The organism is Devosia sp. P1_H9, from assembly GCF_056405135.1.
Genome location: NZ_JBFUCQ010000002.1, coordinates 254,771 through 268,545, shown reverse-complemented (window position 1 = coordinate 268,545; position 13,775 = coordinate 254,771). Strand labels below are relative to the sequence as shown.

12 protein-coding genes are annotated in these 13,775 nt (G+C 65.2%); 3 read left to right on the top strand and 9 right to left on the bottom strand.

All coding sequences use genetic code 11. The features are described 5' to 3' along the window. Positions 1-2 precede the first annotated feature (2 nt). Entirely contained in the window at positions 3-275 is a 273-nt protein-coding gene (locus tag AC1DYL_RS04505) for a DUF3572 family protein (protein WP_477149149.1), read from the bottom strand. Positions 276-371: 96 nt separating this feature from the next. Between AC1DYL_RS04505 and AC1DYL_RS04500 the strand changes: the two genes are divergently transcribed. Continuing rightward, positions 372-746, top strand: a complete 375-nt coding sequence (locus AC1DYL_RS04500; RefSeq protein ID WP_326870215.1) for a response regulator — start codon at positions 372-374, stop codon at positions 744-746. A gap of 56 nt (positions 747-802) precedes the next feature. Continuing rightward, positions 803-2,173 (top strand): PleD family two-component system response regulator, encoded by a 1,371-nt coding sequence (locus tag AC1DYL_RS04495; protein WP_477172421.1) that lies wholly within the window; start codon positions 803-805, stop codon positions 2,171-2,173. Between the two features lie 362 nt (positions 2,174-2,535). Here AC1DYL_RS04495 and rpmG read toward each other — a convergent pair whose 3' ends face one another. The 4 genes from rpmG to topA form a co-directional block, all read right to left on the bottom strand. After that, positions 2,536-2,703, bottom strand: coding sequence for a 50S ribosomal protein L33 (gene rpmG / locus AC1DYL_RS04490; protein WP_055048921.1), 168 nt, complete (start codon positions 2,701-2,703; stop codon positions 2,536-2,538). 147 nt (positions 2,704-2,850) lie between these two features. Beyond that, on the bottom strand, positions 2,851-3,267 hold the full coding sequence (locus AC1DYL_RS04485) for a DUF983 domain-containing protein (protein WP_477149151.1): 417 nt from the start codon (positions 3,265-3,267) through the stop codon (positions 2,851-2,853). Positions 3,268-3,269: 2 nt separating this feature from the next. Further along, positions 3,270-5,561, bottom strand: a complete 2,292-nt coding sequence (rnr, locus tag AC1DYL_RS04480) for a ribonuclease R (protein ID WP_477172200.1) — start codon at positions 5,559-5,561, stop codon at positions 3,270-3,272. 11 nt (positions 5,562-5,572) lie between these two features. Further along, entirely contained in the window at positions 5,573-8,224 is a 2,652-nt protein-coding gene (gene topA / locus AC1DYL_RS04475) for a type I DNA topoisomerase (RefSeq protein ID WP_477172199.1), read from the bottom strand. Positions 8,225-8,396: 172 nt separating this feature from the next. Here topA and AC1DYL_RS04470 point away from each other — a divergent pair, with 172 nt between their 5' ends. Next, positions 8,397-9,737: a hypothetical protein gene (locus AC1DYL_RS04470; RefSeq protein ID WP_477172198.1), complete on the top strand. Its 1,341-nt coding sequence runs from the start codon at positions 8,397-8,399 to the stop codon at positions 9,735-9,737. On the opposite strand, the gene dprA is transcribed toward AC1DYL_RS04470, so the two are convergent. From dprA to AC1DYL_RS04450, 4 genes are read right to left on the bottom strand one after another with little or no spacing between them, the layout of a single operon-like run. Next, positions 9,705-10,823: a DNA-processing protein DprA gene (dprA, locus tag AC1DYL_RS04465; protein ID WP_477172197.1), complete on the bottom strand. Its 1,119-nt coding sequence runs from the start codon at positions 10,821-10,823 to the stop codon at positions 9,705-9,707. The two genes, AC1DYL_RS04470 and dprA, sit on opposite strands and share 33 nt — an antisense overlap. 4 nt (positions 10,824-10,827) lie before the next feature. Beyond that, positions 10,828-11,463: a glycerol-3-phosphate 1-O-acyltransferase PlsY gene (gene plsY, locus AC1DYL_RS04460; protein WP_477172196.1), complete on the bottom strand. Its 636-nt coding sequence runs from the start codon at positions 11,461-11,463 to the stop codon at positions 10,828-10,830. Next, positions 11,460-12,773 carry a dihydroorotase gene (gene pyrC, locus AC1DYL_RS04455; protein WP_477172195.1) on the bottom strand — a complete coding sequence of 438 codons (1,314 nt, stop codon included), beginning with the start codon at positions 12,771-12,773 and terminating at the stop codon, positions 11,460-11,462. Before pyrC ends, plsY begins: the two co-directional genes overlap by 4 nt. Further along, positions 12,770-13,756, bottom strand: coding sequence for an aspartate carbamoyltransferase catalytic subunit (locus AC1DYL_RS04450; RefSeq protein ID WP_477149158.1), 987 nt, complete (start codon positions 13,754-13,756; stop codon positions 12,770-12,772). Before AC1DYL_RS04450 ends, pyrC begins: the two co-directional genes overlap by 4 nt. Positions 13,757-13,775: the final 19 nt, after the last annotated feature.

The following is a 13,775-nucleotide window of genomic DNA, read 5'->3' as shown; positions in this document are numbered from 1 at the left end:
GATCATCCCGCCGGGTTGAGCCTTGCCCAGACGCGCATAAAATCGTCGGGCTTGAAGCTGTTGTTGGCGCAGAGCGCGAGGAGCAGGGCCTCGTTGGTGGCGAAGTAGTCGATCAGCCCGCTATCGAGCCCGTCACCCCCGGCCGCTTTGCGCAGCGCATCGGGCGAGTAACCGGTCAGGCTCATGAACTCGGCGAGTTGCGCCGGGTTCTCGGCCAGGTGGTGCAGGCAGAGATCGCCCAGCGTGCGGGAGGTGAGTTCGGCGGTTTTGGGCAAGGGCAGCGGCTCGGTTGTAATCGATTGATGTTACCCCGAACTTCGGGCAGAACACGAGTACCCGCCAGCCCCCATTCCGGGTGGATTTGAGTCTGCATGCCCAAGACTGTGATGATCGTGGAAGACAATGAGCTCAACATGAAGCTCTTCAACGATCTGCTTGAATCGCGTGGATATTCCATCATCCAGACCCGCAACGGGCTGGAGGCGCTGGACCTTGCCCGGGCACATCGCCCCGACCTAATTCTGATGGACATCCAGCTGCCGGAAGTCTCGGGCCTGGTGGTCACCAAGTGGCTGAAGGAAGACGACGAGCTGATGGCGATTCCCGTCATCGCCGTCACCGCCTTCGCCATGAAGGGCGACGAGGAGCGTATCCTGCAGGGCGGCTGCGAGGGATACATCTCCAAACCGATCTCCGTGCCTCACTTTTTGGAAACCATTGCCCGCTACATTGGACCCGCCAACTAGGCTTTTGCCTTGGCTGGCAACGGCAGATTTCCTCAAATCGCGGGGGCTTGAGGTCTTTGACGGCGCGGGTGCTGATCGTCGACGATATTCCGACCAATGTACGCCTGCTCGAGGCTCGGCTTTCGGCCGAGTATTTCGATGTGGTCACGGCGTCGTCGGGCAAGGAAGCGCTCGCCATCTGCGCCGAAGGTGAGATCGACATCATCCTGCTCGACGTGATGATGCCCGAGATGGATGGCTTCGAGGTCTGCACGCGGCTGAAGGCCGACCGCAAGACCAGCCACATCCCGGTGCTGATGGTCACCGCGCTCGATCAGCCCTCCGACCGCGTGCGCGGTCTCGAGGCCGGCGCCGACGACTTCCTTACCAAGCCGGTCGACGACATCCAGCTGATGGCGCGGGTGAAAAGCCTCGTCCGCCTCAAGGCGCTGACTGACGAGCTGAGGGCGCGTGCCCGCACCGGCCAGGAGATCGCCATCGAAGACGCGATGCGCGCCATGGACACCATTGACCACGAGGACGGCCGCATCCTGCTGGTCGATGCCGACGTCCGGCACGCGGAGCGGATCAAGGGCTATCTGAGCGCTAACAATCGGGTGGATGTGCTCGTCAACCCGTCCGACGCCGCGCTGGCGGTCAGCGGTGGCGACTTCGAGCTGGCGCTGGTGTCGATGGCGCTGGGCGATTTTGACCCGTTGCGCATCTGCTCGCAGATGCGGACTGCTGAGCAGACACGGACGCTGCCGATCATCCTGATCGCCGAGGAGGACGACCGGCCGCGCGTGGTGCGGGGGCTCGACCTCGGGGTCAACGACTTCATCATGCGCCCGGTGGAGCGCAACGAGCTGATGGCGCGGGTGCGGACGCAGATCCGCCGGCAGCGCTACGCCGTGGAACTGCGCCAGAGCGTCAACAATACGCTGGCGCTGGCGGTGACCGACGAGCTGACCGGGCTCTATAACCGGCGCTACTTCGAGCGACATCTGTCGATCCTGTTGCAGAAGGCACAGCAACAGGACCGCGACATGGCGGTAATGCTGATCGACATGGATTACTTCAAGGCGGTCAACGATACGCACGGCCACGACACCGGCGATGCAGTGCTGCGCGAGTTCGCCGATCGGCTGCGGCGCAACATCCGCGGCGTCGATCTCGCTTGCCGATTCGGCGGTGAGGAATTTGTGGTGCTGATGCCGGACACGGACTTTCGCCAGGCGCAGGGCGTTGCCGAGCGGGTGCGCGGGGCGGTGGCGGAGAAGGGCTTTGACGCCGGCAACGGGCGGCCGCTGGCGGTTACGGTGTCAGTCGGGATGGCGCTCAACGAGCACGATACCGATACCCCAGAGATGCTGCTGAAGCGCGCCGACGTGGCGCTTTACCGCGCCAAGCGCGAGGGCCGGAATCGAGTCGTATTCGACGCGGCGTAGTTGCGATCGTCACGATTCCGTCGCATACCCAAATCATTAAGGTTAAGGATTAGTAACGTTGTGGAGCGCCTATTTGCTCCGCAGCGATAAAGGGTTAAGTTAGCCCCATAGAACAACGCCGACACTATCGGTGTCAGCAGTCACCCCTACGGTTCTCCTCAGGTCCGCCGCAACTCCTGGGTCCGTAGGGAGGCTGGTCCGTAGCGGGCAAGAGTGGCCTCTTCGACATGCCGCTACGGACCAGCCACTCATCGAACGCCCGTCCCGTTTACCGGGGCGGGCGTTTTCCATTCGTGATGCCCATAACGCAAAACCCCGCGCCAAGGGGCGCGGGGCTTTGAAACCGGCACGAAAGCGGCAGATTATTTGATCTTGGCTTCCTTGAACTCGACGTGCTTGCGCACGACGGGATCGTACTTCTTGAACGAGAGCTTCTCGGTCTGGGTACGCGAGTTCTTCTTGGTGACGTAGTAGAAGCCGGTGTCGGCGGTCGACACGAGCTTGATCTTGAGGGATACGGCTTTGGCCATGGTCAGGTTCCTTGAAACGGCTTGCCGCGCGCTATCCGCGGGGCACTGAATTCAACCGGCCAACCGGCCCGTGGAAATTTGGCCGGAAACTACGGATTTTCGGGCCGATGTCAAGCGGACACTAGGCGGCCGGGGCCGCCCATTGTCTCAGACGTCGCTGCGCGAAGTATCGCCGCGGCTCGGGTCGAACCCGTACATGTAGTTGGCCCACTGAAGGCCAACGACGGCGCCCTTGATCGAGGGCAGCATGATCAGCGGCAACAGAATCGCGGCGGGGATCATGGTCCAGACGTAGAGCATCGGATCGACCGGGCCGCTCATCTCGGCATGCAGCATCCAGCCGATCAGCACGTGGCCAACGATGAAGATGGCGATATAGGGCGGGAAATCGTCGGCACGCGCCGCGCTCAGCTTCTCGCCGCATTCGCTGCAAGTGTCGTTGAGCTTGAGGTAGGAACGGAACAGCTTGCCCTTGCCGCAGTTCGGGCAGCGGCACATCACGCCGTTGCCGATTGCCTTCCACAGCGAACGCTGCTCGCGCACAAAACCGATCTCGACCGCCATCGCTATCTCTTTCGTTTGGCGAGCTTGCGATAGGCGCCCGCCTTGCCTCGGCTGCTAGATGGTCCTTTGCGGCCGCGCCCACCAGATGACGGAACGCCGCGGCTACCTTCGCTCAGGAGTTCGAAGCGAAGAGCCCCGGCAACGGGGGCGACCTCGAGCAGGCGGACGCTGACATCATCGCCGATGCGGAAGGTTTCGCCGGTGCGATCGCCGACCATCGCCTGCATCTCCTCGACGAAGCGATAGTAGTCCTGCCCGAGGGTGGAGGCGGGAATGAAGCCGTCGGCGCCGGTATCCTTCAACCGGACGAACAGGCCCGAGCGGGTGACGCCGGAGATGCGGCCCTCGAACTTGGCGTTGACGTGAGCGGCGAGGAACTCCGCCAACAGCCGGTCGATGGTCTCGCGCTCGGCCAGCATGGCGCGGCGCTCGGTCGACGAGATGTGCTGGGCGATGCCCGGCAGCTTGACGATCTCGCCTTCGGTCAGCCCGTCCTTGCCGAGATCGAGCGCGGTGATCAGGGCTCGGTGCACGATCAGGTCGGCATAGCGGCGGATCGGCGAGGTGAAGTGGGCGTAGCGATCGAGGTTGAGGCCGAAATGGCCGTAGTTCTCGGCCGCGTACTCGGCCTGCGCCTGGGTGCGGAGGATGATCTCGCTGACTTGCTGGATCTTGCCGTCGGTGCGGGCCTTGTCGAGGATGCGGTTGAAGTCGGAGGGACGCACCGCGTCGGACTTGGGCGCCGGCAGCTGCAACGAACTCAGGAAGTCGCGCAGCGCCACCAGCTTCTCCTGGCTCGGCGTATCGTGCACCCGGTAGAGCAGGGCGCTCTTGTGCTTCTCCAGCGTCTCGGCCGCCGCGACATTGGCGGCGATCATCATCTCTTCGATCAGCCGATGCGCATCGAGCCGCTCGGGGACTTTGACGTCGACGACCATCCCGGCCTTGTCGAGGATGATCTTGCGCTCGGGCAGGTCGAGATCAAGCGGACCGCGATTGTCGCGGGCCTTGGCCATGGCACCGTAGGCGGCCCAGAGCGGGCGGAGGATAGTGTCGAGGATCGGGCCGGTCTTGTCGTCCGGCCGGCCGTCGATGGCGGCCTGCGCCTGCTGGTAGTTGAGCTTGGCGGCGGAACGGAACAGCACGCGGTGGAAGCTGTGCGAGCGCTTCTTGCCATGCTGGTCGAAGACCATGCGCACCGCCATCGACGGGCGGTTCTCGCCTTCCTTCAGCGAGCAGAGGTCGTTGGAGATGCGCTCGGGCAGCATCGGCACGACGCGATCAGGGAAATAGACCGAGTTGCCGCGGATGTAGGCTTCGCGATCGAGGGCCGTGCCTGGGCGGACGTAGGCCGAGACGTCGGCGATGGCGACATAGACGATGTGGCCGCCGGCGTTCTTCGGGTCGGTGTCCGGTTCGGCATAGACCGCATCGTCGTGATCCTTGGCGTCGGCCGGATCGATGGTGACGAGCGGGATGTGCCGCCAGTCCTCGCGGCCCTTGATCGTGGTTTCCTTGGCCGCTTCCGATTCCTTCAGCACAGAGGCCGGGAAGCGGTAGGGGATATCGAGGTTGTGGATGGCGATCATCGAAACCGCGCCCTCGGTCTTCGGATTGCCAATGACCAAGGTGACCTTGGCCTTGGGGATCATCAGCCGACCGGTGAGCTTCACCTCCACTTCGACCAGGTCGCCATCACGGGCGCCGCCGAGGTCGCCGCCCTCGATGCGCATTTCCTTCTGCTTGCGATCGACCGGGATCAGGCGTGCGCCGTCTTCGTCCATGCGGACGATGCCGATCTGGCCGCGCCGCGGCTTGTCGAGGATCTTCATCGCCCGGGCAGTGTAGTTCGGCAGCTCGCCATCGCCGGCGCTGATGCGGGCGAGGATGCGGTCGCCCGGGGCGGGAGCAACACGGGCATCCTTGGGCTGCTTGACCATGACGCGGGGCCGCGCGCCTTCCTCGTCGTTCCACTGAGCGGGGAAGGCGTGGAGGTTGTCTGGGTCGGCGTCGGTTGGGATATCGAGCACGGTCACGGCGGGCAGGGCGGCTGTGGGCCGGATCTGCTTGCGGGTGCGGGCGATGAAGCCCTCACCCTCCATCTGCTTGAGCAGCACCTTGAATGGGGTGCGCATGTCGCCATGGATGCCGAAATGGCGCGCCAGGTCGCGCTTGCCATCGAGGGTCGGCTGCTGCGCCATCGCTTCGAGGATGGCTTCGCGAGAGGGGAGGTTGCCGACGGCGAACTGCCGCGGGCCTTTGGGAGTAATCTTGGTTTTTGGCGCTTTCGCCATTGTCTCTTTCTTTAGGCGGGTGTCTCCGCCTTCGTCTTCGATGCGGCCTTGGGCTTGGCTGCTGTCTTTGCAGTCGATTTGGCCTTGGCCGCTGGTTTCTTTGTCGCCGCTTTCTTCGCTGGGGCTTTCTTAGCACCCGCGCTGCGCGACGAGGATTTCTTTGCGCCGGATGCGCCTCCCTTGGCCGCGATCAGTTCGAGCGCCTGCTCGATCGTCACGTCTTCGGGCTTCAACTCCTTGGGCAGCGTTGCGTTCACCTTGCCCTGATTCACATAAGGGCCATAGCGGCCGGCGCGGACCGAGATCGGACCAGCGTCGTGCTCGAAGGTCTTGATCGCCGCCGGCGTACCGGAGCCTCCTCGGCCGAACCGTCCGCCGCCCGCCGCCTTCTGGGCGAGGAGATCGACGGCGCGGTTGAGCCCGACCGTGAACACTTCCTCGACTTCGGGGAGATTGGCATAGGTGCCATCGTGCAGGATGAACGGTCCATAGCGGCCGATGCCGGCGCTGATCGGCTTGCCCGTCTCCGGGTGCATTCCGACTTCGCGTGGCAGCGTCAAAAGCTGCAACGCCTTCTCGAGCGTCAGACTGTCGGGAGTCCAGCCTTTTGGGAGGGACGAGCGCTTAGGCTCGGTTCCGTCGCCTAGCTGTACATATGGACCGAAGCGGCCCGACTTCAAGGCCACCTCCAACCCGCTCTCGGGGTCGGTGCCGAGGATGCCGTCACCGGTACCGGCCTCGCTGGCCCCGCCGGCGGCGGCGTCAGAAAGCTGCATGGTGTAGCGGCACTCGGGATAGTTCGAGCAGCCGATGAAGGCGCCGAACTTGCCCAGCTTCAACGACAACTGGCCGGTCCCGCAATTCGGGCAGCGGCGCGGATCGGAACCGTCGGCCTTGGCCGGGAAGATATGGTCGGCCAGCATGTCGTTGAGGGCATCGAGCACCTCGGAAACGCGCAGGTCCTTGATGTCTTCGACGTGGCGCTGGAACTCGGTCCAGAACTCGCGCAGCACGTCCTTCCAGGCAAGTTTGCCGTCGGAGATCAGGTCGAGCTGCTCCTCGAGGCTGGCGGTGAAGCCGTATTCGACATAGCGATCGAAGAAGCTCTCGAGGAAGGCGGTGACGATGCGGCCGCGATCCTCGGGGATCAGCGTGCGCTTTTCGAGCCGGACATAGTTGCGGTCCTGCAGCACGCTCATGGTGGCGGCGTAGGTGGAGGGTCGGCCGATGCCGAGCTCTTCCATCTTCTTGATCAGGCTTGCTTCGGTGTAGCGCGGCGGCGGCTGGGTGAAGTGCTGTTCGATCAGCGCTTGTTCAAGCTTGGGCCGGTCGCCGACGTTGAGCGGCGGCAGCTCGCGGCTATCCTCGTCGTCCTCGCTATCGGCAGTGCGGTCTTCCTTGGCCTCGACGCCATAGAGCGCCAGGAAACCGGAGAAGGTGACGACCGAGCCAACGGCGCGCAGCGCGATATCGCGGCTGGTAGCAAAGACTGAGATATCGGCCGTGGTGCGTTCGATTTCGGCCGAGCGCATCTGGCTGGCGAGGGTGCGCTTCCAGATCAGCTCGTAGAGGCGATGGCGGTCCGGGTCGTCGCGCACGGTGTCGGGGTGGCGGAACATGTCCGTGGGACGGATCGCCTCGTGCGCCTCCTGGGCGTTCTTGGCCTTGGTCTGGTAGATGCGCGCCTTCTCGGGGATGTAGTCGGCGCCGAAATTCTTGACGATGGCGCGGCGCGCCTGGTCGATGCCTTCCGGCGCCATCTGCACGGCGTCGGTTCGCATATAGGTGATGATGCCCTCTTCGTAGAGCCGCTGCGCGATCTGCATGGTGCGGCTCGGCGAGAAGCCGAGGCGCGACGAGGCGTCCTGCTGCAGGCTCGAAGTGGTGAAGGGCGGATAGGGGTTGCGCTTAGTCGGCTTCTTGTCGACCGACGACACGCTGAACGTGCCGGCCTCGATCGCCTTCTTCAGCGCCTCGGCTTCGTCGCCGGTGCCGACGTCGAGCTTGTCGGTCTTTTTGCCATCGACCGAGTAGAGCCGGGCCTCGAAGGATTTGCCCTTCTCGCTCAGCTTGGCGCCGATCGACCAGTATTCCTGCGGGCGGAACTTCTCGATCTCGCGCTCGCGGTCCGAGACGATGCGCAGCGCAACGGACTGCACACGGCCTGCGGAGCGGGAGCCCGGGAGCTTCCGCCAGAGTACGGGCGAGAGCGTAAAGCCAACCAGATAATCGAGGGCGCGGCGCGCCAGGTAGGCATCGACCAACGGCTCGTCGATCTGGCGCGGATGCTGCATCGCCTCGGTGATCGCGGCCTTGGTGATCGCGTTGAACACAACGCGGCTGACCGGCTTGTCCTTGATCAGCTTCTTTTGCCGCAGCACGTCGAGCACGTGCCACGAGATGGCTTCGCCTTCGCGATCCGGATCGGTAGCGAGGATCAGTTCGTCGGCGTTCTTGAGCGCATTGCCGATATCGGCGAGCCGCTTCTTGGAGTTGGTATCGACCTCCCAGATCATCGCAAAGTCATCGTCGGGCAGCACCGAGCCATCCTTGGCCGGCAGGTCGCGGACGTGACCGAAGCTCGCCAGGACCTCATAGTCCTTGCCGAGATAGGTGTTGATTGTCTTGGCCTTAGCCGGACTTTCAACGATGACGAGCTTCATGGGATAGGGCTTTCGGGAGTGGCGTTCGAACGCGGCGCAACATGGTGAAGCGGGTTGGGGCTGTCAACCGGGCGGGCAGCGCCGGTCGGCGTTCCCCCTATGGGGGAAGAAACTTGGGCTCAGCAAAGCATAAAGAGACTCGTGCTAAGCCGAGGACGGTTTGGGGGCCGGCATGCGCATAGTAAAGGCGGCGATCATCTTCGTCCTGGCGTTCCTCGCCTTTGCGCGTCTGGCGCCGCAGGACCCCTACAACCCGCAGCATATTACTCGCGTCGCTCTGGCACTGTCGCTGAGCGAGGGGCGCGTAGATATCGACTCGTTCGCCGCGCAGACGGTCGATAAGGCCTCCTTCGATGGCCATTACTATGCCGACAAGCAGCCGGGCATCTCGTTCCTCGCAGTGCCCGTCGTGGTTGGGACCCGCATGGCGCTGCGGGCCGCGGGGGCGCCGAGCGACCCGACTGATCTCGATACGCTGGCGGTCTACGTGCGGGCTGTAGCCGTCGCGACGGTGTCGTTGCCGGCCGCGCTGGCAGTGATGCTGCTCTATCTGATGGCGTTGCGGCTTGGCGCCGGCCACGTTGCGGCGACCTTCGCCAGTTGCGCGCTGGCGCTGGGGACGCCGTTCTTTGGTTGGTCGACGACAGTGTTCGCCCATTCGCTCTCGGGAGCCATGCTGCTCGGCGCGTTGGCACTGATCGTGCTTGCTCGACCATCGGGCTGGGTGCCGCCGCTGGTGGGGCTGTTGCTCGGCTACCTGTTGGTCGTCGACATAACGGCGGCACCGGCCGGGGCCATAGTCGGACTGTTCGCGTTGATCCGCTCGGACCGGCGCGGACGGGATTTCGTCGGGCTCGCGCTTGGTGGGATCGCCGGGCTGCTGCCCCTGTTGGCTTACAACCAACTGACCTTCGGTTCGCCGTTTCGCCTTGGCTATTCGCAGGTGCAGGGCTTCGAGGGCATGCAGCAGGGGTTCTTTGGCATCACCTTCCCGCAGCCGATGGTGCTCGGCGAACTGCTGTTCGGCCACTATCGCGGCCTGCTGCCGCTTGCCCCGGTGTTGCTGATGGTGCCGATCGGGCTGCTGGCCATGCAGGCGTCGACCCGCGGCGTCGGCATCGTGATCGTCGGGGTGATGCTGAGCTTCCTGCTGATCAACGCCAGCTACTTCTATTGGGACGGCGGGTCATCGACGGGGCCACGGCATCTGGTGGCGGCGCTGCCGCTGATGTGCCTCGCACTGGCGTTTGCCTGGCCGCCGGAATGGCCGGCGAGGACTGTCGCTCTGCTGTTGCTGCTCGTCAGCCTGCTGATCTCGATGGTCTCGGCCAGCGTCGACAGCATGTCGCCGCCGTGGTTCGCCAATCCGCTCTTCGACTACCTGCTGCCGGGCTTCTTCAAGGGCGGCTGGCTGCAGGCGACGGGGGCGACGGCGGTGTTGTGGGTCGGCTTTGCGATCATTGCCCTGCTGCCGGATCGCTCAGGGGCGGAGCGCCACCAACTGGCCGCTTGACCATTCGACGCGGCCTTCGAGGTCGAGTTCGAGCAGCAGCGTCTGCACGCGGCTGATGGCGATCCCGGTGGATTTGATGACGTCGTCGACCGCGACCGGCGTGACGCTGAGCGCGTCGACCAGGCGGGAGCGCTCGTCCTCCGATGGCGGGGCGGGATCGAACACATCGGCATCGGGGAGCCAGTCGGGTTCGAGGAGGCTCGTGCGCGACGGGTCGGCTTCGCGCAGCGTGTCGATGATATCGGCGGCGCCGGTGATCAGCTTGGCGCCCTGCTGGATCAGCGCGTTGCCACCTTCGGCACGCGGGTCGAGCGGCGAGCCGGGTACGGCGAAGACCTCGCGGTTCTGCTCCAGGGCCAGGCGGGCGGTGATCAGCGAGCCGGAGCGCTTGGCGGCCTCGACGACCACGGTGCCGAGCGTGAGGCCGGAGACGAGACGGTTGCGGCGGGGGAAGTCACGGGCCCGCGGCTCCCAGCCGAGCGGCATCTCGGTGATCAGCGCGCCGCCGTTCTCGACGATCTGGTGCGCCAAGGGAATGTTCTCGTCGGGATAGATGCGGTCGAGGCCGCCGGCGAGCACTGCCACGGTCCCGGTGCGAAGCGCTGCCTTGTGGGCCGCCGCATCGATGCCACGGGCGAGGCCGGAGACCACGGTGTAGCGTGCTTCGCCCAGATCTAGGGCGAGCATCTGCGCGAACTTCTGCCCCGCGGTGGAGGCGTTGCGGGCGCCGACAATGGCGACGCTGCGCCACCAGTCGAGATTGTAGCCGCCGGCGATGGCGACCAGCGGCGGGGCGCCGGAGATGTATCGGAGGAGCGGTGGGTAGTCGGGCTCGCCGGAGCCGACGAAGCGGGCGCCGAGCCGCTCGGTGCCGGCGATCTCATCTTCGGCTTCGGAGATTGAGGGAATGCGGGAGGGTGTGCCGAGGCGTTTCAAAAGGTCGGGCAGGGCGGCGAGGGCGGCCTCAGCCGAGCCTTCGCGGTTGATCAACTGGCGGAAGGTCTGCGGCCCGACATTGTCGGTGCGGATGAGCCGCAGCCATGCAGTGCGTTGCGACGGCGTCAGTTCGATGCCGTCGCGCGCCATGACTTCAGCTGGCCTTGGGCTTTTCCGAGCCGATCTTCGGCTCCGTGCCGTTCCACAGCCGCCGGATGTTCTGCCAATGCGTGAAATAGAGCACGAAGCTGAGCAACCCGCAGGCCGCGGCGAAGGTGAAGCCCTGCATGTCGGTGCCGGCGAGCGCATAGGCGAAGACGGGAGCCGTTGCGGCAGCGGTAAGCGCGGCAAGCGAGGAGAAGCGGCGGGCCACGGCGATCAGCAGCCAGACGGCGCAGAAGATCAGGCCGACGACCCAGCTCCAGGCCAGCAGCACGCCAATATAGGTGGCGACGCCCTTGCCGCCCTTAAACCCGAGCCAGACCGGGAAGCAGTGACCGAAGAAGGCACCGATGCCAGCGCCGTAGATGACGAACTCGGCCGCGAGCGGCGAGTCGGCGCCCGGGGCGAGGAAGTAGCGGGCGATCAGGACGGCGGCGGCGCCCTTGCCGGCATCGAGCAGCAGCGTGGCGACGGCGAGCCAGCGGTTGCCGGTGCGGAGCACATTGGTGGCGCCGATATTGCCCGAGCCGATTGACCGGATATCGATGCCGACGGCGCGTGTCAGCAGCATGCCGAACGGGATCGAGCCGAGGAGATACCCCAGTACGGTTGCGATCAGAAAGTTCATGCGTCGGCCCCCTCAGCGGTTGCAGCATGGCTGAAGACCGGACGGCCTGCAACGAACGTATGCATCACGGCGCCCTGCATCCTCGCGCCCTCGAAAGCGGTGTTGCGGGAACGGGAGCGCAGTGCGGCTTCCTTCACCACCCAAGGGAAGTCGGGATCGAAGATGATCAGGTCGGCCGGAGCGCCGACTGCGATGCGGCCTGAGCTGAGTCCAAGCAGTTCGGCCGGACGGCTGGTCATGGCACGCAGCAGGGTGAGCAGCGGTACGTCGCCGGAATGGACGAGGCGGAAAGCGGCAGCGAGCAGGGTTTCGAGACCGACCGCGCCATAAGACGCCTCGGCGAACGGCTGGCGTTTCACCTCGCTATCCTGCGGATCGTGCCCGGAATGGATGGTGTCGATGGCGCCGGAGTTGAGGCCATCGATGACCGCGCGGCGATCGTCCTCGGAGCGGAGCGGCGGCGACAGCTTGAAGAACGAGCGGTAGGGCGCGACGTCGTTTTCGTTGAGCGAGAGATTGTTAATCGAGATGCCGGCGGACACCGTCGACAGGCGGCGCTTGGCATTGGCCATCAGCTCGACGGCGGCGCCGGTCGAGATCTGCGCGGCGTGGTAGCGCACGCCAGTGAGGGCGGCGAGCTGCAGGTCGCGGGCGAGGGGGACGGTCTCGGCTTCGCCGGGGATACCTTTGAGGCCGGAGACGGTCGCCAGCGTGCCCTCGTTCATCACGCCGTCGCCGACCAGGGTGTGATCGGCTACGTGATGGATAATCGGCAGGTCGAAGTTGCGGGCGTAGGTGAAGGCGGCGCGCAGCAGACCGGCGGACTGGATCGACTCACGTCCATCCGTGAGGGCAACGGCGCCCGCTTCCTTGAGGAGGCCGAACTCGGTGATCTCCTCGCCCTTGAGACCGCGAGTGATGGCGGCGGCGGGGAGGATGTTGACCGACGCTTTAGCGCCGGCGCGACGGAGGACGAAATCGACCAATGCGCCGTCGTCGATCACCGGCGTGGTGTCGGGCATCAGCACGAAGCTGGTGACGCCACCGGCGGCGGCCGCCTCTGCGGCGCTGGCTAGGGTCTCGCGGTATTCGTGGCCGGGCTCGCCGGTGAAGACGCGCATGTCGATGAGGCCGGGCGCAACGATCTGGCCCTTCGCGTCGTAGGTTTCGGCACCGTCGGGGATGCCCTGCGGGGCGCCGTTGGTGATGCCGGTGATCTTGCCGTTTTCGACCAGCACGGCGCCAGGGGCATCGCGATTGGTGGCCGGGTCGACCACGCGAGCATTGGCGATGACGATGGGATTGGTCATGGCTCGTTCCGCTGCGGATCGGCGAGGAGAGTATCGAGAACCGCCATGCGCACGGCGACGCCCATCTCGACCTGCTCGGTGATCACCGAACGCGGCCCGTCGGCGATGGCCGGGTCGATCTCGACGCCACGGTTCATCGGGCCGGGATGCATGACGATCGCGTCCGGCTTGGCGTAACCGAGCTTTTCCTCGTCGAGGCCGTAGAAGTGATAGTACTCGCGCACCGATGGGATCATCCGGCCGTTGGCGCGCTCGTGCTGCAGGCGCAGCATCATCACCACGTCAGCGCCTTCGAGGCCCTGGCGCATGTCGGTGAAGACTTCCGAGGTCAGCGCCTCGATGCCTTTGGGCAGCAGTGTCCTTGGCGCGATGACGCGGGTACGGGCCTGCATGGCGCCGAGCAGCAAGAGGTTCGAGCGGGCGACGCGGGAATTGGCGATGTCGCCGCAGATGGCGACGGTGAGGCCAGCGAGGTAGCCCTTGTGCTGGCGGATGGTCAGCGCATCGAGGAGGGCCTGCGTCGGGTGCTCATGGGCGCCGTCGCCAGCATTGATCACCGAGCAGCCGACTTTCTGGCTGAGCAGTTCCACGGCGCCCGAGGAGCCGTGGCGGACGATGATCACATCCGGCCGCATGGCGTTGAGCGTCGCGGCGGTATCCACCAGCGTCTCGCCCTTGGCGACCGACGAGGTCTTCACCGACATGTTGGTGACCTGCGCGCCAAGGCGCTTCCCGGCGATCTCGAAGCTCGACTGTGTGCGAGTCGAGTTCTCGAAGAACAGGTTGATCTGGGTCTTGCCGGTGAGGGTCGGCAGGATCTTCCTGGGCTGACGGGAGATCGGGATCATCGCCTCGGCCCGGTCCAGCAGATCGACGATCTCGTACTGGTTGAGCTGGCTGATGCCAAGAAGATGGCGATGGCGGAAAGCCGGTCTCGCAGCCCCCTGGCCGCCGGTGACCGATGCTGGCGAGGAAGTAGCCATGCCGCTCCGTTCCGAATGT

Coding starts and splice junctions, on each gene's coding strand:
- rnr (WP_477172200.1), bottom strand. CDS start 5,561: ATGGCGAAAGCGCCAAAAACCAAGATTACTCCCAAAGGCCCGCGGCAG.
- AC1DYL_RS04485 (WP_477149151.1), bottom strand. CDS start 3,267: ATGGCGGTCGAGATCGGTTTTGTGCGCGAGCAGCGTTCGCTGTGGAAG.
- AC1DYL_RS04500 (WP_326870215.1), top strand. CDS start 372: ATGCCCAAGACTGTGATGATCGTGGAAGACAATGAGCTCAACATGAAG.
- rpmG (WP_055048921.1), bottom strand. CDS start 2,703: ATGGCCAAAGCCGTATCCCTCAAGATCAAGCTCGTGTCGACCGCCGAC.
- dprA (WP_477172197.1), bottom strand. CDS start 10,823: ATGGCGCGCGACGGCATCGAACTGACGCCGTCGCAACGCACTGCATGG.
- plsY (WP_477172196.1), bottom strand. CDS start 11,463: ATGAACTTTCTGATCGCAACCGTACTGGGGTATCTCCTCGGCTCGATC.
- pyrC (WP_477172195.1), bottom strand. CDS start 12,773: ATGACCAATCCCATCGTCATCGCCAATGCTCGCGTGGTCGACCCGGCC.
- AC1DYL_RS04450 (WP_477149158.1), bottom strand. CDS start 13,756: ATGGCTACTTCCTCGCCAGCATCGGTCACCGGCGGCCAGGGGGCTGCG.
- AC1DYL_RS04470 (WP_477172198.1), top strand. CDS start 8,397: ATGCGCATAGTAAAGGCGGCGATCATCTTCGTCCTGGCGTTCCTCGCC.
- topA (WP_477172199.1), bottom strand. CDS start 8,224: ATGAAGCTCGTCATCGTTGAAAGTCCGGCTAAGGCCAAGACAATCAAC.